Below are 21,987 nucleotides of genomic sequence, written 5' to 3'. Positions count from 1 at the left end.
TTCAAAACAAGTTCCAGAATTTAAAGCATAAATCGTTCCAACCCTTGGAATAATTGATCTTATTTCCACCCTCCGGAACTCTGCCAATAGGGTTGACGGCATGCGCGAAATCGCCTTAACTCCCGGGCAATGACTTCGAATAAGACATGGCCGCCAGCCGATTAGGCCGGTTTTAACCCCACCCCTTCCGGGCCCCGAACAATGATCCGGCCCTCGTCCCCTTTTTGTATATGAATACGCTTACCATACATTTTAACAATTCCAGCGAAGCCCGCGAAATCGGCGCCGCTCTGGAACCCCTCGCCGATCTCATCGAAAAAGAACACAACCTCCAGCTGATACTGCGCGACCGGGATGCCACGGTTCAGGGCCCCGAAGAACAGGCCGTCCGCATCGCCCAATTTATTGAAAACCTGCGCGAAGCACGAAACCGCAGCCCTCTCGACAGCCATGCTGTCGGCTATGCCTACAACGCACTCACGCACGGCGAGGAACAGATTTTTGAAAAACTGGCGAGCATCCGCATCGACGTCAGTCCCCGAAAACCGGCGGTATTCCCTAAAACTCTCGGCCAGCAGATCTATCTGAGTGCCATGCTGAAGAACACGATCACCTTCGGCATCGGTCCTGCCGGAACGGGAAAAACCTATCTCGCCATGGCCATGGCCGTGGCGGCCCTCCTGCGCGAAGATGTCAGCCGGATTATTCTGACCCGCCCGGCCATTGAAGCCGGCGAAAACCTCGGCTTCCTGCCCGGCGATTTTCAGCAGAAGGTGGCCCCCTATCTCAGGCCGCTGTATGATGCATTGCACGACATGCTTCCGGCCGAAGCCATCGAAACCTACATCGAGCGCGGCATCATCGAAGTTGCTCCGCTGGCTTACATGCGCGGACGCACACTCAATCATGCGTTTGTTATTCTGGACGAAGCCCAGAATACCACCCCGCAGCAGATGCTCATGTTTCTCACCCGTATCGGATTCGACTCCAGGTGCGCAATCACCGGCGACCTCACTCAGATCGACCTGCCCAGCAATAAAACTTCAGGTCTCAAAGAAGCCCGTTCCATCCTCGGAAATATCCAGGATCTGGAAGTCTGTGAACTCAGCGAACGCGATGTGGTACGCCACCCGCTCGTACAGAAGGTTATCGAGGCTTATCAGAAAAAACGGAAAGCCTGACCGCTTTAACGGAGAACTGCCGTGAAAAAACGCTTCAAAGATAAAAAAAAGAAAGGGATCGCCGAGCGTAAGACTGAAGTCAAACGCAAACAGGAGATCCCTTATAAATCCGTCGGTTTGGGCCTGCTGCTCTGGCTGGGCATCACCTGGCTCTTTTACGGTCAGGGCGTTGTGCACACCCCCATGATCAGCTCCGGCCACGAAATCACCACTCCGGTCGTTGCCGTTGTCGATTTCTACTGCGAGAACCTCAACGAAACCGCGCTTAACAAACAGAGCGCAACCGATGCGGTGCCCGGCGTTTTCATTCTTGAAGAAAACACGATTGAAGAGGCCGTGCAGAATACCGATAATTTCTTCAACCTGCTCACCGCATACCACACCGCCAGTTCCAACCGGCAAGCTGAAATTTTCGTTGAGCTCGAAGAAGTAATCGCCGGCACCAAAATAAAAACTCAGGACCTAATTTCCAGCTTCCCGACCAACGGCATCCCCGCACTGAAGGAGGAGATAGCAAACGGCATACGCAGTGTCATGGCCGCCGGGGTGATTTCCGACGAATCACGCGTCAATCTGTTCAACAATAAAAACGGAAACACATTGACCATCGTCTCCAGCCCCGGCAACCAGACTCGCACAGCCATGCAGCAGGACATCTATTCCACCCGCACGGCCGTCTGGACAGTCACCGAAAACCTCAACAATGCCGCACAACGGAAAATTCTCAATCGCGTCCTCCCCTATTTTATTGAAGAGGATCTTCACTACGACAGCAAAGCCACAGAAACAGCGCGTAAAGCCGCAGCCGATCTTGTCCCGCCGGTTATTCAGAAAATCCCGGCAGGAAAGACAATTGCAAGGGCAGGGGAAAAAGCCACGGAACAGACGCTGATGCTCTTAAACGAACACACCAAACAGCGGATTGCTGAACAGGACCTCTGGGAACGGGCTCTGGAAGTACTCGGCAGCAGCATCATGCTGCTTGCAGGTCTCATTGCCACAGCCGTCATACTGCGTACCACCAACGCACCGCTCATTCACCAACCTGACAAAGTGCTTCTGCTCATCATCCTCTCCTCGATCACTTTGGGCATTGCCCGATTGCTTACCTATCTGTCCATCTCCTACGGCCTATTCTCCCACTCGCTGCTGATGTATGCCGTGCCCTTCGGCCTCGCGGTTCTTCTGGCCGGCATTCTGCTTGGAGGCAGCGCCGCCATAACCCTCGGGTTCTGGTGCAGCTTTGCATCCGCTGTGCTCTACGGCGAACAGTTCAATATTTTTGCACTCGGTATGATTGTAACCATCACGGCCGCAAGCTGCGTACGAAATATTCACAAACGCTCCAGCCTGTTCCGTGCGGGCATCTGGATCTGCGCGGTAAAAGTACTCTTTGTGCTCGCCTCCGCCATCCTGAACCGACCGGATATGCCCGTCATGATCAAGGAAATCATTACCTCCGTCATATCCGGCCTGATTGTCACAGTGATGACCCTCCTGCTTATCCCGCTATTTGAGAAACTCTTCAAAATCACAACCGATATCACCCTCCTCGAACTCTCCGATATGGGACACCCGCTCCTCCAGAAAATGGCCATACAGGCACCGGGAACCTATCACCACTCCCTAATGGTCGCCACACTCGCCCAGAATGCCGCCGAAGCAATCGGCGCCAACTCCCTGCTCATCCGAGTCTGCGCCTATTACCACGACATCGGAAAAATGGCCAAGCCGGAATTTTTCACCGAAAACATCCAGCACAAAGAAAACCCGCATGACGAGCTTTCCCCGCACATGAGTGCCCTGGTGATCTCCTCACACGTGAAAGAAGGGCTCACGCTGGCCAAACGTCATAAACTGCCGCAGCCGATTCTAGACGCCATCGAACAGCACCACGGAAACGGCCTGATCTCGTTCTTCTATCACAAGGCCAAACAGGCTGCCAAAGAAGGATCCGGCGGCTCCATGAGCGAAGTCATCAACGATTCCGACTTCCGCTACGGCGGCGCCCCCGCCGTCACCCCGGAAATGGCTATCCTTTCGCTGGCCGATGCCTCGGAAGCCGCGGCCCGCTCAATCGAAAAACCGACCCCGCAGAAAATTTCCAATCTGATGGACGAAATCTTCGCCATGAAAATCCGCGACGGACAGATGGACTATGCCAACCTCACCATGGCGCAGATCAACGTAGTGAAGCAGTCCTTCATTTTCTCGTTGTCTAACATGCTCCATGGCCGAATCCCCTACCCTAAAGACGATGATAATAACACTGCTAAACCAACAGACCCGCCATCCCCTGAATCTGGAAAAAATTCAAAAGCTGGCTGAATGGCTCGGTAAACGTCTGGCCCCGAGAACATCTGAACCCTGGAACGAAGTCTGCGTCGTACTGACCGATGACCCCGGGATTATTCCGGCCAATCTGGAATACTTCGGCAAAGAGCGTCCCACCGACGTCATCAGCTTCCGCTACGACCCGATTCCCGGCGAAGATGAAGGCTATACCGGCGATCTGATCATCAACATCGATCGCGCCGTCCAGCGTGGACCGGAAGAAAAGGGCGCCGACTACGAGCTCGCCCTCTATATTGCCCACGGCTTCGACCATCTCTCCGGCGCCGAAGACAACACCCCCGAAAAGAAAAAAGCCATGCTCGATACCGAAACCGCATGGATTGAAGAAATCGGCAAGGAAGCCATCAGCAACCTATTCGAATAATTCGCCCTGTCTCAGCTCCGCTACAGGCCGGAATGACTGACGATGCACCGGCGTGGCCCCAAACCGCTGAAGCGCTTCGAGATGCTTTTTGGTGCCGTAACCTTTATGCCCGGCAAATCCGTATTCCGGATATTGTGCATCAAGCTCAACCATCATACGGTCGCGGGTGACTTTAGCTATTATGCTCGCAGCAGAAATAGAGATCGAGAGCGCATCGCCTTTCACAATGGCTCTGTGCCCACAGGGCAACCCTTTCACCGGCAAACCATCAACCAGCGCAAAATCGGCATCAACCTGTTTTATCGCAAGCCCCATCGCTTTATGAGTCGCTTTTAAAATATTGATTTCATCAATCTCTGCGGGGCCGATTATGCCCACCCCGATTCGCGCATGATCGCAGGCTTCCAGAATTTGGAAAAATTCCTCACGCCGCTTTTCGCTCATCATCTTGGAGTCCGTAAGCTTTCCAAAAGTTGGAACCAGCTCGGCACGGATATAACCGGGATCAAAAATCACTGCCGCCGCCGCAACCGGTCCGGCCAACGGCCCGCGGCCCGCTTCATCAACTCCACACAGACGCAAAAAACCCGACGCCCAAGCTTCTTCTTCATAAAGCAGGACATCGGGATTTTTCATTGTCGATTTTTGATTTTAGATTACCGATTTAACAAATCTGAAATCGGCAATCATCAATCAGCAATGACTAGACTCGGCGTTCTTTAATGCGGGCTTTCTTACCGGCCAGATCACGCAGGTAGTACAGCTTTGCACGACGTACTTTACCGTGGCGATCGATTTCAATCTTATCGATGTTCGGGCTGTTCAGCGGAAAAATACGCTCAACGCCTTCGCCATAGGAAACACGACGAACGGTAATGGATTCCATTACGCCACCACCCTTACGGGCAATCACGGTACCGGAATAGATCTGAATACGTTCTTTTCCGCCTTCTTTAATCCAATAGTGAACTTTAATGGTATCACCGATCTGGAACTTCGGAAAACGATCCTGCTTAGCCTGTTCGCGGCTTATTTTTTCTACAGTGTTCATAAAACTCTCTCGCTTCTGGATTTATTCAAAGAGCGCCAGATAATATATGACTGGCCCGCTCGGTCAAGTGTTGTTTTCGTCCTTTTCACCGGAATGCTTCAGCAAATCCGGCCGGCGCTCTTTCGTGCGCTTCAGCGCCTGTTCATGACGCCACTGTTCAATTTTTCCATGATCCCCCGAAAACAGAATTTTCGGCACCTCAAATCCCCGAAACTCCGGCGGACGGGTGTACTGCGGATATTCCAGCAATCCGGAAGAAAAGGATTCCTCCTCGGTGGCAATCTCTCCTGCCCCCAGTGCACCGGGAAGCAGCCGAACCACCGCATCAATCACCACAACCGCTGAAAGCGCTCCATTGGTCAGCACATAGTCGCCAATCGAAATTTCCTCATCCACCAGTGCATCAATCACCCGCTGATCCACGCCTTCATAATGCCCGCAGATAAAAATCAGGTGTTTCCACTCTTTGGAAATCCGCTCTGCGTCGTTCTGCCTAAACGGGCTGCCGGAAGGTGTCATAAGGATCACGCGACTCTCCGGCGTCCTGACAGACTCAACCGCCGAAAACAACGGCTCGCATTTCATTACCATCCCCGGGCCGCCACCAAACGGACGGTCATCTGTCGTATTATGCTTATCGGTTGTGAAATCACGCGGATTAATGAGATTGAACTCCACGAGCCCGGCCTTGGCCGCCCGTTTCATCATACTCTCCTCCAGAAACCCTTTGAGCATTCCGGGGAACAGCGTAATCACATCAATCTGAAGCGCTTCACTCATATCAATCATCCAATAGAAGACCGTAAGGTATGCAAAGAACGGCGCTCAATCCATCGAATTCCCTGACCACCTTCTGTTCAGAAATAAAAAAGGCGTCCCATTACAGAACGCCTTTATTTCCAAGCACGGGAAGATTTCTAGTCGACCACTTCGAGCATGGCTTTGCGGCCCTGCTTTGCAGCCATGGAATTGAGGATGGTGCGCATGGCCCCCACCGTCTTACCGCTCTTTCCGATAATCTTACCCACGTCTTTAGCGTTACAACGCAGCTCGAAGATAAGGGTCTTTTCGCCGTCAACTTCCGTGATCTGCACCTCGTTCGGCGCATCCACCAGCGATTTGGCGATAGTTTCGAGAATCCGTTTCATTACTCGGCTTTTTCCGCTTCTTCAGCGGCAGGCGCTTCTTCTGAAGTTTCTTCTGCTTCTACGGCTGCTGCCGGGACTTCTTCTTCGGTAACTTCACCGGAAACCGCTTTTTCAGCCGGAAGCGCTTCCGCTTTTTTGATCAGGCTTGCTGCGGTATCGGAAGGCTGCGCACCGTTTTCGAGCCAGTAGTTTACACGATCAATATTCAGCGAAAAGTTGTTGCCTTGCTGTTTCGGGTCATACCAGCCGAGTGTTTCAATGAAACGGCCGGTCGGTGCATAACGACCGTCCTGAACAATTACACGGTAGAACGCAGCGTTGCGGCTGCCCATTCTGCGAAGTCGAATTTTTACTGCCATTTGTTATCTCTCCTAAAGAAAATTAACCGGTTTTCCGGATAAAGGGGCTACTTTGTAGTGAACTTCTTCAGGTGCCGCAACCTTTTTTCCATCTTTTTGAACTGCTTGCCCATTTTTCCCATTTGATCAAACCGTTTAAGCAACTGGTTGACATCTTGGAACTTGCGCCCGCATCCCGCCGCAATACGCAATCGGCGCGACCGATCGATTTTTTTCGGATTCCGCCGCTCCCACGGCGTCATACTCTGAATGATCGACTCAAACTTCTTCATTTCCAGCTCTGAAGCGGAGGCGATGGCATCCTTCTTTTTCTGGTCCATTTTCATGGCATCACCGGGCATCATATCAAACAAATTACTCATCGGACCCAGTTTTTTCATCTGCTGGATCTGGCTCAGGAAGTCCTCCAGGTCCATCTGATTCTTCGAAAGCTTCTCCTGCATCCTCAAGGCTTCTTTCTCATCGATCAGCCCCTGTGCTTTCTCCACAAAGCTGACAACGTCGCCCATGCCCAGAATACGCGAGGCCATGCGGTCTGGATAGAACGGCTCCAGATCCTCCATCTTTTCCCCGGACCCCGTCATCAGAATCGGACAGCCCGTCACAGCATGAACCGAAAGTGCCGCACCGCCACGCGCATCGCCATCGAGCTTCGTGAGAATCAGGCCCGTCAGACCGACCGCATCGCGGAACGTTTCCGCCACATTGACCGATTCCTGCCCAATGGCAGCGTCCAGCACCAGAACCCGGTTTTTCGGCTGCGTAAATTCGCTGAATTCCTTCAGCTCCTGCACCAGCTCATCATCCACCTGAAAACGGCCGCCGGTGTCATAGATCACTACATCATACTTTGCATTCCGGGCATGCTCCGCCGCGCGTTTTCCAAGCATTGGAACCGTTTCACCGGGCTCGGGGCCGATCACATCGCAGCCTACCTGCCCCGCCAGAATCATCAGCTGCTCCACCGCGGCCGGACGACGGATATCGCAGGCCACAAGCAATACCCGGCGGCCCGATTTTTTCCAGCGCAGCGCCAGTTTACCCGACGACGTTGTTTTCCCGGAACCGTGCAGGCCCATCATCATTACAGAGGCCGGATTACCGGTGAGGTCAAAATCCTTATGCGCGCCGCCAAGCAGTTCTTCGAGGTGATCCTGCACCCGTTTGACGACGAGCTGACCGGGCGTAATGCTGCCCATCACCTCTTCGCCCATGCAATCTTCCTGCACTTTTTTGACGAAGTCGCGCGCCACCTTAAAATTGACATCCGCCTCCAGCAGCGCCATGCGCACCTCGCGCATCGAATCCTTGACGTTTTTCTCCGTCAGCTTGCCATAGCCTCGCAGGTCTTTGAATGTTTTCTGCAGGGCAGAACTTAAATTTTCAAACATGGGAATCCGGTCTCATTTAAGTGTTAATCGAGCCGTGGAGTTAAGCGGAAAGCCCTCGGTGAGGCAAAACCAAAAAACCCCCCAACCAATATTCCTTAAATAATCTCGCACCGACGGCTCGATATTGTAGTTTACGCGGCTGAACATATTCCCCCATTTTATTGCCTAATGAATTGAGGGCCCCGTTTAAACGAGCAAAACACATGACCGAACAACTATCCAGCGAACCTATCACCCGTCAGCAACTGAACCGGATTATTCTCCAGTTCACCACACCCAGCCGCGGCAAAGCCGCATGGCAGATGATCAACACACTGATCCCCTATGCCCTGCTCTGGGCCTTGGCCATCGCCGCCTTCACCACCGCACTGCCCCTGTGGACCGGCATTCTGGCCATCCTGATCGCCGGCCCGCTGCTCGTGCGGATTTTTATTATCTTTCACGACTGCTGCCACTCCTCCTATTTTAAATCCAGCTGGGCCAACACCCTCGTCGGCTATATCACGGGCATACTCTGCTCCACCCCCTTCCGCGACTGGGGAAAAGCCCACATCCAACACCACGCCACCGCCGGCAATCTCGACAAACGCGGCGTCGGCGATATATGGACCCTCACCGTCGATGAATATATCGAAGCCCCGAAAATCAAACGGATCATCTACCGGATTTTCCGCAACCCCTTCTTCCTGCTGGGCGTCGGCCCCTCCTACGTTTTCCTCGTCTTCCACCGCTTTTCCCAGAAAGGCATCCAGCATAAAGGCCGACTCAGCGTCTACATCACCAACCTCGCCCTGCTGATCATCCTGCTGATCGGCGGAATGACCATCGGCTACACGACATTCCTGTCGATCTACCTGCCCATCACCATCATTGCCGCCACGCTCGGCGTCTGGCTGTTTTATGTGCAGCACCAGTACGAAGAAGTCTACTGGGCCCGAAACGATGTCCGCGATTCCCTCAAAGCCGCTCTGGAAGGCAGCTCCTACTACAAACTGCCCAAGGTCGCCCAGTGGATCACCGGCAACATCGGCCTGCACCATATTCACCATTTGAACCCCTCCATTCCTAACTATAACCTGCAGCCCTGCCACGATGAGATCCAGAAGCTCCAGCACATCGAACCGCTCGGCGTGCGCAAAAGCCTGAAATCGCTCCGCATCCACCTCTGGGATGAAGAGTCCAGAAAACTCATCAGCTTTAAAGCCATGAATCTCATCCGCAAGGCCCGTCGAAAGAAAGCCCCTTCCAATGACCAATAACGATTCCCTGCGCCGCCTTCGCTACGCCCTTAATATCAACGATGAAACCGTAGCCGAAATCATGGCTCTGACCGGCCGGACCACCACCTCCGAAGAAGTGGTAAACTGGCTTAAACGCGAAGATGAGCCGGGCTATTCCCCGCTCAGCGATCCTGATCTCTGCCGCTTTCTCGACGGCCTGATCATCAAAAAACGCGGCCCGCATCCCTCCGGAAAAATTCCGGAACCGCTGGAGTTTGTTTCCAACAACGAGATTCTGAAAAAACTCCGCATTGCCCTTGAGCTCAAAGAAGACGGCATGCTTTCCGTATTCAATAAAGCCGACTTCAAAGTCACCAGCGCTGAACTCGGCTCTTTTTTCCGCAAAGAGGGCCACCGCAACTACCGCAAAGTTCCCGAACAGGTCCTGCGCAAATTCATTCACGGTCTGAGTGTTTAGCTCACCTTCTTAATTTCAAGGAGAAATGATATGCCGAAGATTTTCACAAAGACAGGGGACAAAGGAGAAACGGGGCGCTTTGACGGAACACGCGTACCGAAAAATGATCCGCAGATGGAGGTGCAAGGTTCGATCGACGAATGCAACTCCGCCATCGGCCTGGCCCGCGCCTACATTACCGACAAACCGCTGGACAGCATCCTGAAAGGCTTTCAGAGCTTGCTGCTGGTCGCCGGATCCGAAGTCACCAACGTCAGCATGGATCGGCGTTTGCCGTATATTTCGGAGGATAACATTACCGCACTCGAAACCCTGATTGATAAAACCGAAGAAGAACTCGAACCGCTGACCCACTTTATCCTGCCGGCCGGCGGAAAAGCGGCCGCTCACCTGCATATCGCCCGCGCCGCATCCCGCAAGGTGGAACGGCGCCTCGTCACTCTGCGCGAAACGACAGATGTCAACCCCACCCTGCTCGCCTATTTCAACCGCCTGTCGGACACCCTTTTCGTGCTCGCGCGCTATGCCTCGAAACTGGACGGCATTCCCGACGAAATCTGGGTAAATCCGAAAACCGAACGTCCCTGACCTGCCCGACATTCCTCAGATTACTCGAGGGTTACCCAGCCGACAGCCACACCACTTCCTGCCGGCAGTTCCTTTTCTCCGGTTTCAGGACGGATCGATATCTGCAGGCTTTCGACTTTGGTCAGGTCAAACTCAGACACCTCGGCCGACTCAAACCAATAACTCTGAAAACTGGGATACGCCCGGGGAAGCAATACATTCTTCACCGGCTTCAATGCCGACAACGGCAGCCTATATGTTTCCAATTCCGGCGAAACGGTCATCGTTGCCCCGTAACACCCCCCATTTTCCATCAACAGTCCTACCTGAACAGTGCATGATTTATCATTCAATGCATGCCCGTAGAGCGAAAGAGTTTTCCGGGATTTAAGGGTTTCCTCCCGGTTTTTCAGATACGGCCGGCAATACATACGTACAGAAAAATCCTGCATTTCATCTTTTTTGGCCTGCACATTCAGGCGAATAAGGCTCTTGCCGGAAATCGGTGCGGGGTAGAGATCGAACCGATGCTTTCGATGCGCTTTGGTGATATCGCGCCAGTCCCTCTCCGCATCAAAAAGACAGACCGGTATATTTTTTTCGACCACACGAATCTTATACGACTCTTTATCAATCAGTCGATCGTCCCCATAAACCCTGCGTTCGAGCGGATGTCCACCCACCGTGCCCGATGGAAATGTTTTCCAATCCGCCTTCCGCTTCACACAGATGTAATAGCGTAATACCCCGGAATGCTGCAGCAGATCTGCCGGAAGCTCAGCCTCATAATCAAACCCCCGCTGTTTTTTCATCGGAATCCGACGGGCGGAACGCCCCACCTCATGCACCAGCAACTCCACAGCTTCAGGTGCTTCTTCCGAAACCACCCGGGCCGAAAGGCGCAGCATTTTTCCAGCATCCACCTCCGCCGGCGGCGTGTGTAACATTCGGTTATCCGTCACACCGCGATGCGGTGCCTGAAATTCTCCCAGTCGAATATTCTGCCAACAATCATCGGCATCCCAGTCGGTTTTCACCCCTTCCCGCACCAGCAGGTAACTTCCAGGCTCAATCGTAAACCCTCCGTCTTCCGCCATTTTCTGTATTGTATTTCCCTTATTCAAAGCGCAAACCGAAAAACGTCGGCCAAGATTCGGAAGAGACAGTTCAACCGCTCGTTCCCTCCACACCGCAACCGCCGTTTCCCGCTCAATATAGGGAACAAAGAACGGGTCCTCCACCCAGACAGCATCCGGCATAACCTCCATCCGCCACACCCCGTCTTCCAGTTTATCAAAAAAATAAGCTCCGGTTCCGTCATAGCGCACCACCGGCGAACACCCTGTACCTGCCACCTTCTCCAGCAGCGCGGGCGTCGGCGGCTCCGTTTCCGTATCATTGGAATAAAGAAACTTTTTCTCGGTCACCAGCTCGGCAAGATCATCAGGATAACTCAGCCGAAACGCTTCAAAGCGGTTGTTATGCGGATAACGGCCATACCCCCTGTTCCGCGGAACAGCATGAAAGGCCTCCGCAGCAATCAGCATGCCGATGGCCTTTTTCGGCGTATAGGCCAAATTCAGAAAGTGCGTACGATAGGCCACATTACAGTAGGCCGCATGCATCGGATCATAAGCAAAATGTGCCGCAAACTGAAATCCAGCCTCCCGAAAACTGCGAGCCATCGCCGGATACAGGTGCGACGATGCCCCGACATCCGCAGGACTGAATTCATACCCGAACTTTGCAAACCGCCCGTCCAGCCGATCCGCAAAAGGAATAACGTATCGATCCACATTCGGCAGCATATTTCCCTTCAGATCGTGATTGGACGTCAGACCGGTCGGATACCACTGAAACGTACCGCCATCAATTTTCCCTTTGAGGATTTCATCAATATGCATGGCACTGGTGGTCATATTGTAAAAAAGCGGCTTATCGCATCCGGCCGTGCGAATGGCATCGGCCATGCGGTTGATATACCCCTCAATCAGATCCGGGCGTTTCCAATGCGCCGGCTCATTGACAATCTCGAACCCGAGAATGTCAGGATCATCCTGATAAGCCACTCCCGTATACGGATTCACATGTGACACAAACCGGGCCAGATAATTGGCCTGAGCCGGAAAGGCTTCCGGATTTGACAGGCAACCCACCTTGCCCCCGAATTTTTTCGGAAACCCGTCATGGGTTCCGGACAGATACATCGGCGTAATAAAAATTTTAATGCCGCGCTCTTTCAGCTTAAACAACAGATAGTCAAAAAGCTCAAAATGTTCATTGTAGACCAGATTTCCGTCTTCATCGCTGATATATGACGGCCAGACATGCACGCGATACCCATCAATGCCCAGTCGGGCAATATGATACACATCTTCGTCGATCGCCTGATGCTGATCGTAACCGATTGGCAAACGGCTTTCCCAATAGGCAAACGGCGGAGCATAGTTGATCCCGAAAACACAGACTTCCTTCTGCGTCTCCTTCCAGCGCATCACCCCCTGATCATCAACATAGGTAGACGCCCGAACCTGAAGTCCGGCAAACACACACAGCCACAGCAAAAGAAATTTACGCATCCGAAAAGCCTCCGATATATTCACAGCATCAACATGCCACACCCCAACCGGAAGAAATATCGGGGTTTGCGTCAATTATATACGACCAATAAGCACACCCGAAACACCGCCACTCACAATCCTCCGGATTCGGCCGAACACGGCCGCAAACCTTAAAAGAAGTGCTGACGGTACAGATGCCCTCTTATTCCGCATGCGGGGCGCAGCCTTTACCGCTGCGGTAACGCTGAAGCAACGCCCTCATTTCCTCCACTTTTTCAGGATACTCTTCATACCGGTTATGCTTCTGCTCCGGATCATCTTTTAAATTATAGAGCAGCCCCGGCGTAGTCGCACGTCGGTACCCCATTTCTTCATCATACCACTCCGGCGGCATCGAATGGGTCCCGCTTTTAGCGTCAATCAACACCCAGTCGCCTTTGCGCAGAGCATAGACCTGAGGCTTGGTATTCTGAACCGTGGCAACCCTAAGCGGCGTATTCAGCACTTTTCCATCCAGCACCGGGGAAAGGTCATAACTATCAATCGCTTCGTCTGATTTCAGCTCATAATCCAGCATCGCAGCAAACGTTGCCGCCAGATCCACCTGACTCACCGTTTCGTCCGACACCGCTCCGGCCTGCACACGCCCCGGCCATTTGATCACAAAAGGAACCCGGTGACCGCCCTCCCACACATCGCGTTTCAGCCCGCGCAGATGACCGGAGCTCCAGTGACCATATTTCCGGTAACGTTCAAACGCATATTTTTCCGGACCGTTATCGGCCGTAAAAACAACGATTGTATTTTCTGAAAAACCGTTCTTTTCCAATGCCTGGAGAACTCTCCCGGCCATAGCATCCGTTTCGCAAACAAAATCGCCATAGGGACCCGCCTGAGAAGTTCCGCGGAATTCATCGTTAGGAATAATCGGTGCATGCGGCGATGGAAAAGCCAGGTATAAAAAGAAGGGATTTTCCTTATCCTGCTTCCCGATCCACTCCACCGCCTTGTCGACCAGCGTCGGCAGAACCCGATAAGGATCCCACCCTTTCACCATCGGCCCCGGCCGGAACTCCCAATTGCCCTCCGGAATTGTTTTAAAGGTTTCCGTATTCATCATTACCGTCGGCGGCTCAACCACCCGGTCATTTTCCATAAAACAATACGGGGCGAAATTGATGGTTCCATCGCCGAAATAATAGTTAAACCCCTGATCCAGCGGCCCCCTCGGAACCGGCTTGCTCCAGTCAAAAGCGTCTGGTGTATACGCCTTCTTTTTCCGTCCGTCTTGTTCCACCGTCACCGGCCTGGCATTCGCCCGTTTAATCGCATCAAATCCCCAGCCCAGATGCCATTTCCCAATGGCGGCGGTATTATACCCGCTGGCCTTGAACATTTTTGCCAGCGTAAAATCACCGGGCTTGAACACCGAATCGGTGAAACTCTGCGTAATTCCGTGAAACCGCCGCCAGTGATGCATTCCGGTCAGCAACGCAAACCGGCTGGGCGTGCAGATGCCCGACGAACTGTGACCGTCCGTAAACCGCATACCCTCGGCGGCCAGCCGGTCAAAATTCGGCGTCGGAATTTTTGACTCCGGGTTATTCGCCCCCACATCGCCGAATCCCATATCATCGGTATAAAGAATCACCACATTCGGCCGCTCCGCGGCCAACACAACACCCGCCCAAATCAGGCCGCCCAACAGTATAAATCTCCTCATCATCTTTCCCTTCATTTGGCTTTTCACGAATGGACGTGTATAGTTTGCGTGCTATGGACAAATCATTTCAGATCGAAGCCGGTTTTCAACCCACCGGAGACCAGCCGGAGGCCATCAGCAAACTCGTCAAAGGCCTTGCCGAAGGACGAAAGTTCCAGACCCTGGAAGGCGTTACAGGCTCAGGAAAAACCTTCACCATCGCCAACACGATTGCTCGCCACGGACGCCCCGCCCTCGTATTATCGCACAATAAAACCCTCGCCGCCCAACTCTACGCCGAGCTCAAAACCTTTTTCCCGAACAACGCTGTCGAATATTTCATTTCCTATTACGACTACTACCAGCCCGAAGCCTACATTCCGCAGACCGATACTTTCATCGAAAAAGATTCCTCCATCAATGAAGAAATCGAACGCCTGCGCCTCGCCGCCACAGATGCTCTGCTCAACCGCGACGACGTCATAATCGTCGCCTCAATCTCCTGCATCTACGGTCTGGGATCGCCGGAAGATTATAAAGAAATGGTCGTCAGCGCCAATGTGGGCGAAGAGCTCAATCGCGATGCCATCCTGAAAAAACTGGTCGAAATTCAATATGAGCGGAACGACTACGAACCCGGCCCCGGAAAATTCCGGGTCCGAGGCGACACACTCGACATCTTTCCGTCCTACGCCAAAGACTACGGCCTTCGCCTCGAATTCTGGGGCGATGAGATTGAAAATATAAAAAAAATCGATCCTCTGACCGGGGATACCATCGAAGCCTACGATCACATCATGGTGTCACCGGCGAAACATTTTGTGATGCCGCAGACAAAAATCGATGCCGCGCTCATTGCCATTCGCCAGGAAATGGAACAGCAAGTAGCCGTATTTGAACGGGAAAACCGGCTTATTGAAGCCCAGCGCATAAAAATGCGCACCGAATATGATCTCGAAATGCTCAAGGAAATCGGGTTCTGCGGCGGTATTGAAAACTATTCCCGCCATCTCGCCGGTCGCAATGCGGGCGACCGGCCGGAATGCCTGCTCGACTATTTTCCCGATGACTTCATCACCATCATCGACGAATCCCACGTAACCCTCTCCCAGGTCCGCGGCATGTACAACGGCGACCAGTCGCGCAAACGCACGCTGGTGGACCATGGTTTTCGTCTACCATCCGCACTCGACAACCGGCCGATGAATTTTGATGAATTCATCAGTATCACCAACCAGATCATCTTTCTTTCCGCAACCCCCGGCCCCTATGAACTGGAACACGGCGGCGTACCCGTTGAACAGATCATCCGGCCGACCGGAATTGTCGATCCACCGGTCGAACTGCGACCGCTCAAAAACCAGATCGACGACCTGATGGAGGAAATCCGTATCCGCGCCGAACGAAATGAACGCACGCTGGTGACCACCCTCACCAAACGCACCGCAGAGGACCTGACTGAATATCTGGAAAAAACCGGACTGAAAGTATCTTATCTCCACTCCGGCATCGATGCGCTGGAACGCGTGGATATTTTGCGTGAACTGCGCAGCGGAACGGTTGACTGCCTCATCGGAATCAACCTGTTGCGCGAAGGGCTCGATCTCCCCGAAGTTTCACTCGTCGCCATCCTCGATGCCGACAAAGAAGGCTTCCTTCGTTCAGAAACAGCATTGGTTCAGACCGCAGGACGTGCAGCGCGGCACATCGACGGAAGGGTCATAATGTATGCCGAAAAAATCACCGATTCCATGCAGCGCATGCTCGACAAATGCGACCACCGACGGCGCAAACAGACTCTCTACAACAAAGAACACGGCATTGTACCGCAGGCCATCAAAAAAGACATTCAGGACAGCCTGAAAACGATCTACGAAACTGCAGAAGAAACGGTCGAAGCCGCCGTCGCGGAAGCGGGCGTGGAATATTCCGTGGCCGAGACACTCCATCAGCTGGAGCAGGAAATGATGGAAGCGGCTGAAAAACTCGAGTTCGAACGCGCCGCCACCCTCCGCGACCAGATTCAGGCCTTGCAGGAAAAACAAGGGTAAGAACCGGCCGCCGGAGCGGCCCGCACCGGGATTGTACTCTACCCGCGGGTTGCGCGCTTGAGCATTTCCCGTTCACGCGGCGTCAAAGCCCCCATGCCTTCTTTCCCGATTTTATCAAGAATGGCATCGACCTCAGCTTTCGAGAGCGTCGGCTGCGCCGACGATTTTGCACGGGGCTTCGCCTTCTTTTTTCCAAGGTCTGGAAGTTTTGTTTTCAGACGTTCGATAATATGCGGATGACGGATGGTCATCGCATAGCCCATCCCGGCAAGGCCTCCGACAAGGTGAGCCGCGTTGGCAATGCCGCCGATGAGGGGATGCACAAACGTCTGAAAAAATTCAAACAGCATCAGCACCAAAACAAATTTCCAGGCTTTGAACGGCACGTTGGGCAGAAAGATAAGGGCCACTTCTGTATTGGGATACAGCATGGCAAAAGCACCTAAAACCCCCATCACCGCACCGGATGCCCCGACACAGATCTGCCCCGGCCCGGCCAGAAGCGACCAGCCGAGTCCTCCGAGAATACCGCTGGTGTAATACAGAATAAAAAATCGGTACGGCCCCAAACCCCGCTCCAAGGTGGGCCCCAGAAAATAAAGCCCCATCATATTCATCAGCAAATGGCCGATACTGGCATGAATAAACATATAAGTGAACAGCTCGCCGAAACCGAACGGCGTGGTCCACCAGCTGGCCTGCAGAGCAAACGTGTTCGTGAGAAAACGGTATTCCGGAACGGAGGACGTGAAGGAATCAATGAAGTAAACAACAACATTCACAATCAGCAGAAACTTTACCGATGGCGTGATTCGGGCAATCCCCCCGATATTCTGTGCTTGGCGATTATACATCTTTCCCTTTCGAATTCCGCAGAGAAGACCAAAACCGGTGAATCCGGTCAATCTTGCTCGTCGTCTAAATTATCGACCCCGCCAGACACAAACCGTTGAAAATGGGGCTTGCCCGTTTTCTGGGTTTGGATAGGATGACGCGCACATTTTTCCAACGATTGGACCATTATGACTGACGAAACCAAACTGACCGGACTGACCTTGCTGAAAAAAGGCGAAACGCGCTATCCGACCTCCCCGGATGAAGCAAAACTGGAAACCTTTGAAAATGCGAATCAGGGCCGAAACTACCGAATCTCTTTCCAGACCTCGGAATTCACCTCACTCTGCCCGATCACCGGCCAGCCCGACTTCGCAACCATCACGATCGAATACATTCCGAATAAAATCTGCGTCGAAAGCAAATCGCTGAAGCTCTACCTCTTTTCTTTCCGTCAGACCGGTACGTTCTACGAGGAAATCGTAAACCGCATTTATACGGACCTTGAAAAAGAGCTGCAACCGTTGCGGCTCATCGTGAACGGCGACTTCACCGCACGCGGCGGCATTACCTCTTCCGTAAAAATCGACTCTGCGGAAGCATAAGTAATCAACCGCAAAGAGATTAAAAACGCTGAGTTTCATCCCGGTAACTTCCGGAATATTCAGAGCCTTTTCGATTAAACCTATTCGCCGGCGTACATGCAGACGTTAGTGGGATTTTCCTTCACGACCACTTTGGCCAGTTTCGGAAGATCCGGCTTGATTTTGTTCCAGAACCAGACCGCAATCATTTCAGCTGTGGGATTTTCCAGCCCCTCGATATCGTTCAGCACTTTATGATCCAGCTGATCAATCAGAGGATCGACCACTTTTTTCACTGCGTTGAAATCAATCACCCAGCCGAGTTTCGGATCCAGTTCCCCTTCGCAGTGAATCTCAATATAATAGGTATGTCCGTGCATATTTGCACACTTATGATCCGCCGGCACATACGGCAGAAAGTGCGCAGAATCAAACTTGAACTCTTTTGAAATCGTCATTTTCGGCATAAATCAGTCCTCAATATACGGGCGTGGATCGGAGGTTCCGGCATCGGCAAATCCCTTTTTGCGCAACAGGCAGGAATCGCAATGCCCACACGCTTTTCCATCCGGCGCCGGGTCATAGCAGCTCGTCGTTTTAGCGTAATCAACTCCTAATTCAAGTCCGCGCTGAATAATTTCCGCCTTGGTCAGATCAATCAGCGGCGTATGAATCGTAAGCTTCCGGCCCTGCACTCCGGCGACCGTGGCAAGATTGGCCATTTTTTCATAGGCTGCAATAAATGCCGGCCGACAATCAGGATAGCCGCTGTAATCGAGCGCATTGACGCCGATAAAAACATCATCTGCCTCAAGTACTTCGGCCCAGGCCAGCGCATAAGAAAGAAAAACGGTATTTCGTGCGGGGACATACGTCACCGGAATTTCTTCGGTCAGATCGTCCACCGATTCGTGTTTCGGCACATCAATATCATCGGTCAGTGCCGAGCCGCCGAACGAACTCAAATCGATATCGACAATTTTATGCTGTTTTGCACCTTCAGCCGCCTGTTCCACCGCGCAGTCGAGCTCCACGGAATGCCTCTGGCCATACCGAAAGGAAACCGCATAAACATCAAATCCATCTGCCACCGCCATCGCCATGACTGTAGCGGAATCCAACCCGCCGCTCAGCAAAACCACCGCTTTTTTCGCCATCAAAGCATCTCCAACATTTTATGGGTCTGGGGAATAACCCGCACATTCGGCAATACCGACGCCACTTTATCCTGCCAGCGGAAAAGCTGCTCTCCAGAGGGTACAGCATCCGTTTTACTCGCTTTGGTCATCGGTTGAATCACCACCAAGGTATCTTCGCCGCCGGCCTTTTTGATCCCCTTGGCCGCTTCGATCAGCTCGCCTTCATGCGTATTGGCCGAGAGCACCAGTTTCACAAAGGTCTCCACCTTGTAATCGCGACAGATTTTCAAAAACTGCCAGTGTGCCGGATACGTTGCCGGTTCCTCCGTCACGCTTTCGAGTTTCACATCCATGGCAATGACATCCACAAACTCAATAATCGCTTTCAACGGGCCCGGCAGATCGCCCGCCGTTTCCAGATAAATATTATGCCCGGCATTTTTCAGCATCGGCAGAAGCTTCAGCAGAAACCGATGCTGCATCAACGGGGCTCCGCCCGTGATCGAAATCCGGTTATTGCGAGTTTTGGCATCGACCTCCTGAACCAGGTCGAAAACCTGTTCCACAGACATCGCGTTTTTGATCTGCTCAAACTCACCGGAACCCGGCCGGCGTTCCACAATACAATAGTCCGAAAGCGACGTATCGGTGTCGCAATAAATACATTTCCGGTGACAGGCGCAGAAACGCACAAACAGATGGCGTTCACCGACATACGGCCCCTCGCCCTGAATCGAACTGAAAATTTCTGACAGGTACGTTTTCATAGGCTAGACAAAGTACCCGACCAGCTCCGGAAACGAAGCAAATTGTGCATCGGGTTTATAGCCCCGCGCCTCCCCGAAACCATATTCCACCAAGGCACTGCGAACCCCCGCATTTTCCGCCACGGCCAGATCTGTATAGTGATCCCCCACCATCCAGACCCTGGCTTTTTCCATTCCGGAACATTCCAGGCACCGGAAAATCCCATCCGGTTCCGGCTTCAGGTTCGGCACATCTCCGCCGCCGATAATGGCCGTAAAAAATTCTGAAAGACCAAAATGCTCGAGAATCGCCCGGCTTGGACCGCCGGGTTTATTCGTCAACAGCGCCACACGGTGCCCAGACTGAACCAGCTCCGGGATACCCTGTTTCACTCCGTCATAAAGCACCGTGTGCGTCGTCAGGTCTTCATAATAAAATCCGGGATAAATGCTCATCGCATCATCGAGCGGAATATCAGAATCCTGCAGTGAACGCTCCACCAGTTTGGCCATCCCGTTTCCGATGTAGCTGCTGACCGTTTCAAAATCCAGCGGTCCAAGCCCGAAATGCTTGCGCATCCGGTTAACGGCCGCCGTTAAATCCCCGCGCGCATCAATCAAGGTGCCGTCGAGGTCAAAAATAATCAATTGGGATTCCATCGATGCAGCTCCGAAAGTTTTAAAAGATCATTCCACGTATGCACCGCCACATCGACGGGATAGTTCACCGGCTGGCCGTTATCCACCGCAATCACCTTGGCCCCGGCCGCCCTCGCCGCTTTGATGCCGATCAGCTGATCCTCAAAAACCAGCGTATGTTCAGGCTCCACATCCAGCCGCTCCGCCGTGATCTCAATAATCTCCGGATCAGGTTTACGCCGCTTCACATCACTGGCTGTGGTAATCACATCAAAACAATTGAAAATCTGCGCATCCCGCAGCGCGGGCTCCACAAATTCCAGCGGAGAATTGGTTGCCAGCGCCATCGTTTTTTTCCCGCACCAGAATTCAAGAAACGCCTGTGCACCGGCAAAAAGCTCCGCCACAAAAATTTCCTGCACCCTTTCGCGCTTGTGCTTCAGCACCTCCTGCGGATCCAAAGACAATCCATAGCGCTCGTTCAGATCTTCCGCAAACCAGATGCTGTGCTTACCGAAAAACTCATGATGTTCATATGGTTTCAAACGGTATCCACTCTGCGCCAGCACCGCATCAGCAAACGCTTGCGCATGGTATTTCCCTGAATCAATCAGGGTGCCGTCCAGATCCAGAATAAAGGCGTCATAATCCCACAGTTTCATCGTTCAGCATACCCTTTGCTGTTTGAATAACATCGATGGCTTTTACCATTCTGATACTGTCTAAATCCTGCTTTGAATACGTCCGGACACCGGAAACACGCACCACGCGATGCTGATCGCCAAAGGGGCCGACGCGCGTCGGATCGGTCGGCCCGAAAATCGCAAGGCACGGTGTACCCGCTGCCGAAGCCATATGCATCGGCCCCGAATCCACCGTCACCACCAGATCCGCCCGTTGCAGCACACCACCGAGTTCCAGTAGCGAGGTTTTTCCACACAGGTTGGTGCAGGCCCCCTCCGGCAGGTGATTTTCAATTTTTTCACACGTTTCCACATCGGTCGGTGCCCCCACAAGGATCACCTGGCAATCCAGATGCTCCCCTAACTCAACAAACCGTTTCCAGGGCCAGTTTTTAGCTGCATGCCGCGAACATGGCGCAAAAACCACCACCGGCTTTTTTTCCAGACACTGGAAGTCAACATCGGGAAAACGGATCGGGAATTCAACCGGGAAATCCGGTTTTCCAAGAAAACGGAGTACATCGAGATTTTCCTCCACCGCGTGGCGCTGTTTGTTTTTTTTCCCGACAACCGCAGAATAAAAAAACCGCGCACCTTCCCGCTGAAACGACGGACCGAGAATTTCTGCCCGTTTCGCCCGTTTCGCCATCCGGCAGATCAGCGCACTCTTCAGGAGTCCCTGCAGATCCACCACCAGATCATAGGTTTCCTTCCGCAGCTCCGCCCTGAATGCTCCAAGGTTTGAAATCAGGCCCTGACGCGGAAAAGGGATCACCTTCCGGACATCGGAAAAACACTCCGCAAGCCCGACATACTGCGTGTTTACAACCCAGTCGATTTCGGCATCCATTGCGGCTTTCAGCAGATGCACCGCCGGCAGCGCATGAAACAGATCCCCCAGCGAACTGGTTTTGACGATCAGGATGCGCATCAC

Annotated in this window: 23 protein-coding genes; 8 read left to right on the top strand and 15 right to left on the bottom strand. The window is 52.9% G+C overall.

The features are described from left to right. Positions 1-230: 230 nt before the first annotated feature. The 3 genes from P9H32_RS01160 to ybeY are packed head-to-tail and all read left to right on the top strand — an operon-like array spanning position 231 to position 3,900. On the top strand, positions 231-1,181 hold the full coding sequence (locus P9H32_RS01160) for a PhoH family protein (RefSeq protein ID WP_322607023.1): 951 nt from the start codon (positions 231-233) through the stop codon (positions 1,179-1,181). A 21-nt stretch (positions 1,182-1,202) separates the two neighbouring features. Further along, positions 1,203-3,509 carry an HD family phosphohydrolase gene (locus P9H32_RS01155; RefSeq protein ID WP_322607022.1) on the top strand — a complete coding sequence of 769 codons (2,307 nt, stop codon included), beginning with the start codon at positions 1,203-1,205 and terminating at the stop codon, positions 3,507-3,509. Beyond that, positions 3,439-3,900, top strand: coding sequence for an rRNA maturation RNase YbeY (gene ybeY / locus P9H32_RS01150; protein WP_322607021.1), 462 nt, complete (start codon positions 3,439-3,441; stop codon positions 3,898-3,900). The genes P9H32_RS01155 and ybeY overlap by 71 nt, the downstream gene beginning before the upstream one ends. On the opposite strand, the gene rnhB is transcribed toward ybeY, so the two are convergent. The 6 genes from rnhB to ffh form a co-directional block, all read right to left on the bottom strand. After that, positions 3,889-4,536: a ribonuclease HII gene (gene rnhB, locus P9H32_RS01145; protein WP_322607020.1), complete on the bottom strand. Its 648-nt coding sequence runs from the start codon at positions 4,534-4,536 to the stop codon at positions 3,889-3,891. The genes ybeY and rnhB overlap by 12 nt on opposite strands. A 67-nt stretch (positions 4,537-4,603) precedes the next feature. Continuing rightward, a complete protein-coding gene (rplS, locus tag P9H32_RS01140; protein ID WP_322607019.1) occupies positions 4,604-4,951 on the bottom strand; it encodes a 50S ribosomal protein L19 in 348 nt (115 codons plus the stop codon). Between the two features lie 63 nt (positions 4,952-5,014). Continuing rightward, on the bottom strand, positions 5,015-5,731 hold the full coding sequence (trmD, locus tag P9H32_RS01135) for a tRNA (guanosine(37)-N1)-methyltransferase TrmD (protein WP_322607018.1): 717 nt from the start codon (positions 5,729-5,731) through the stop codon (positions 5,015-5,017). Between the two features lie 137 nt (positions 5,732-5,868). Beyond that, the gene (locus P9H32_RS01130; RefSeq protein ID WP_322607017.1) at positions 5,869-6,099 is read right to left on the bottom strand and encodes a KH domain-containing protein; all 231 of its coding nucleotides are present in this window, start codon (positions 6,097-6,099) and stop codon (positions 5,869-5,871) included. Next, complete coding sequence (gene rpsP, locus P9H32_RS01125) at positions 6,099-6,458, bottom strand: 30S ribosomal protein S16 (protein ID WP_322607016.1); 360 nt, start codon at positions 6,456-6,458, stop codon at positions 6,099-6,101. The genes P9H32_RS01130 and rpsP overlap by 1 nt, the downstream gene beginning before the upstream one ends. Positions 6,459-6,505: 47 nt before the next feature. Next, complete coding sequence (ffh, locus tag P9H32_RS01120; RefSeq protein WP_322607015.1) at positions 6,506-7,849, bottom strand: signal recognition particle protein; 1,344 nt, start codon at positions 7,847-7,849, stop codon at positions 6,506-6,508. 203 nt (positions 7,850-8,052) lie between these two features. Here ffh and P9H32_RS01115 point away from each other — a divergent pair, with 203 nt between their 5' ends. The 3 genes from P9H32_RS01115 to P9H32_RS01105 are packed head-to-tail and all read left to right on the top strand — an operon-like array spanning position 8,053 to position 10,135. Then, positions 8,053-9,108, top strand: a complete 1,056-nt coding sequence (locus P9H32_RS01115) for a fatty acid desaturase (RefSeq protein ID WP_322607014.1) — start codon at positions 8,053-8,055, stop codon at positions 9,106-9,108. After that, complete coding sequence (locus tag P9H32_RS01110) at positions 9,098-9,547, top strand: YehS family protein (protein WP_322607013.1); 450 nt, start codon at positions 9,098-9,100, stop codon at positions 9,545-9,547. The genes P9H32_RS01115 and P9H32_RS01110 overlap by 11 nt, the downstream gene beginning before the upstream one ends. Positions 9,548-9,577: 30 nt before the next feature. After that, positions 9,578-10,135: a cob(I)yrinic acid a,c-diamide adenosyltransferase gene (locus tag P9H32_RS01105; RefSeq protein WP_322607012.1), complete on the top strand. Its 558-nt coding sequence runs from the start codon at positions 9,578-9,580 to the stop codon at positions 10,133-10,135. A 20-nt stretch (positions 10,136-10,155) separates the two neighbouring features. Here the strand turns inward: P9H32_RS01105 and P9H32_RS01100 are convergent, their stop codons facing one another. After that, a complete protein-coding gene (locus tag P9H32_RS01100) occupies positions 10,156-12,693 on the bottom strand; it encodes a glycoside hydrolase 5 family protein (RefSeq protein ID WP_322607011.1) in 2,538 nt (845 codons plus the stop codon). Positions 12,694-12,877: 184 nt separating this feature from the next. Next, complete coding sequence (locus tag P9H32_RS01095) at positions 12,878-14,401, bottom strand: sulfatase family protein (protein WP_322607010.1); 1,524 nt, start codon at positions 14,399-14,401, stop codon at positions 12,878-12,880. A 50-nt stretch (positions 14,402-14,451) separates the two neighbouring features. On the opposite strand from P9H32_RS01095, the gene uvrB reads away from it, so the two are divergent. Further along, positions 14,452-16,428 (top strand): excinuclease ABC subunit UvrB, encoded by a 1,977-nt coding sequence (gene uvrB / locus P9H32_RS01090; RefSeq protein ID WP_322607009.1) that lies wholly within the window; start codon positions 14,452-14,454, stop codon positions 16,426-16,428. A 38-nt stretch (positions 16,429-16,466) separates the two neighbouring features. On the opposite strand, the gene P9H32_RS01085 is transcribed toward uvrB, so the two are convergent. Beyond that, a complete protein-coding gene (locus tag P9H32_RS01085) occupies positions 16,467-17,282 on the bottom strand; it encodes a rhomboid family intramembrane serine protease (RefSeq protein ID WP_322607008.1) in 816 nt (271 codons plus the stop codon). A gap of 168 nt (positions 17,283-17,450) precedes the next feature. On the opposite strand from P9H32_RS01085, the gene queF reads away from it, so the two are divergent. Continuing rightward, a complete protein-coding gene (gene queF, locus P9H32_RS01080) occupies positions 17,451-17,867 on the top strand; it encodes a preQ(1) synthase (RefSeq protein WP_322607007.1) in 417 nt (138 codons plus the stop codon). Positions 17,868-17,947: 80 nt separating this feature from the next. Here queF and queD read toward each other — a convergent pair whose 3' ends face one another. The 6 genes from queD to P9H32_RS01050 are packed head-to-tail and all read right to left on the bottom strand — an operon-like array spanning position 17,948 to position 21,984. Next, a complete protein-coding gene (gene queD, locus P9H32_RS01075) occupies positions 17,948-18,304 on the bottom strand; it encodes a 6-carboxytetrahydropterin synthase QueD (protein WP_348534454.1) in 357 nt (118 codons plus the stop codon). Positions 18,305-18,316: 12 nt separating this feature from the next. Continuing rightward, positions 18,317-19,003 carry a 7-cyano-7-deazaguanine synthase QueC gene (gene queC, locus P9H32_RS01070; protein WP_322607005.1) on the bottom strand — a complete coding sequence of 229 codons (687 nt, stop codon included), beginning with the start codon at positions 19,001-19,003 and terminating at the stop codon, positions 18,317-18,319. Continuing rightward, positions 19,003-19,752 (bottom strand): 7-carboxy-7-deazaguanine synthase QueE, encoded by a 750-nt coding sequence (locus P9H32_RS01065; protein ID WP_322607004.1) that lies wholly within the window; start codon positions 19,750-19,752, stop codon positions 19,003-19,005. Before P9H32_RS01065 ends, queC begins: the two co-directional genes overlap by 1 nt. Positions 19,753-19,755: 3 nt before the next feature. Then, a complete protein-coding gene (locus P9H32_RS01060; protein WP_322607003.1) occupies positions 19,756-20,391 on the bottom strand; it encodes an HAD family hydrolase in 636 nt (211 codons plus the stop codon). After that, a complete protein-coding gene (locus P9H32_RS01055) occupies positions 20,376-21,032 on the bottom strand; it encodes an HAD family hydrolase (RefSeq protein ID WP_322607002.1) in 657 nt (218 codons plus the stop codon). The genes P9H32_RS01060 and P9H32_RS01055 overlap by 16 nt, the downstream gene beginning before the upstream one ends. After that, positions 21,013-21,984, bottom strand: coding sequence for a glycosyltransferase family 9 protein (locus P9H32_RS01050; RefSeq protein WP_322607509.1), 972 nt, complete (start codon positions 21,982-21,984; stop codon positions 21,013-21,015). The genes P9H32_RS01055 and P9H32_RS01050 overlap by 20 nt, the downstream gene beginning before the upstream one ends. Positions 21,985-21,987 lie beyond the last annotated feature (3 nt).

It is taken from the genome of Pontiella agarivorans (assembly GCF_034531395.1).
Classification (GTDB): domain Bacteria; phylum Verrucomicrobiota; class Kiritimatiellia; order Kiritimatiellales; family Pontiellaceae; genus Pontiella; species Pontiella agarivorans.
Note: the sequence above shows the minus strand (reverse complement) of the source record. Positions and strands in the feature narration are given on the sequence as shown.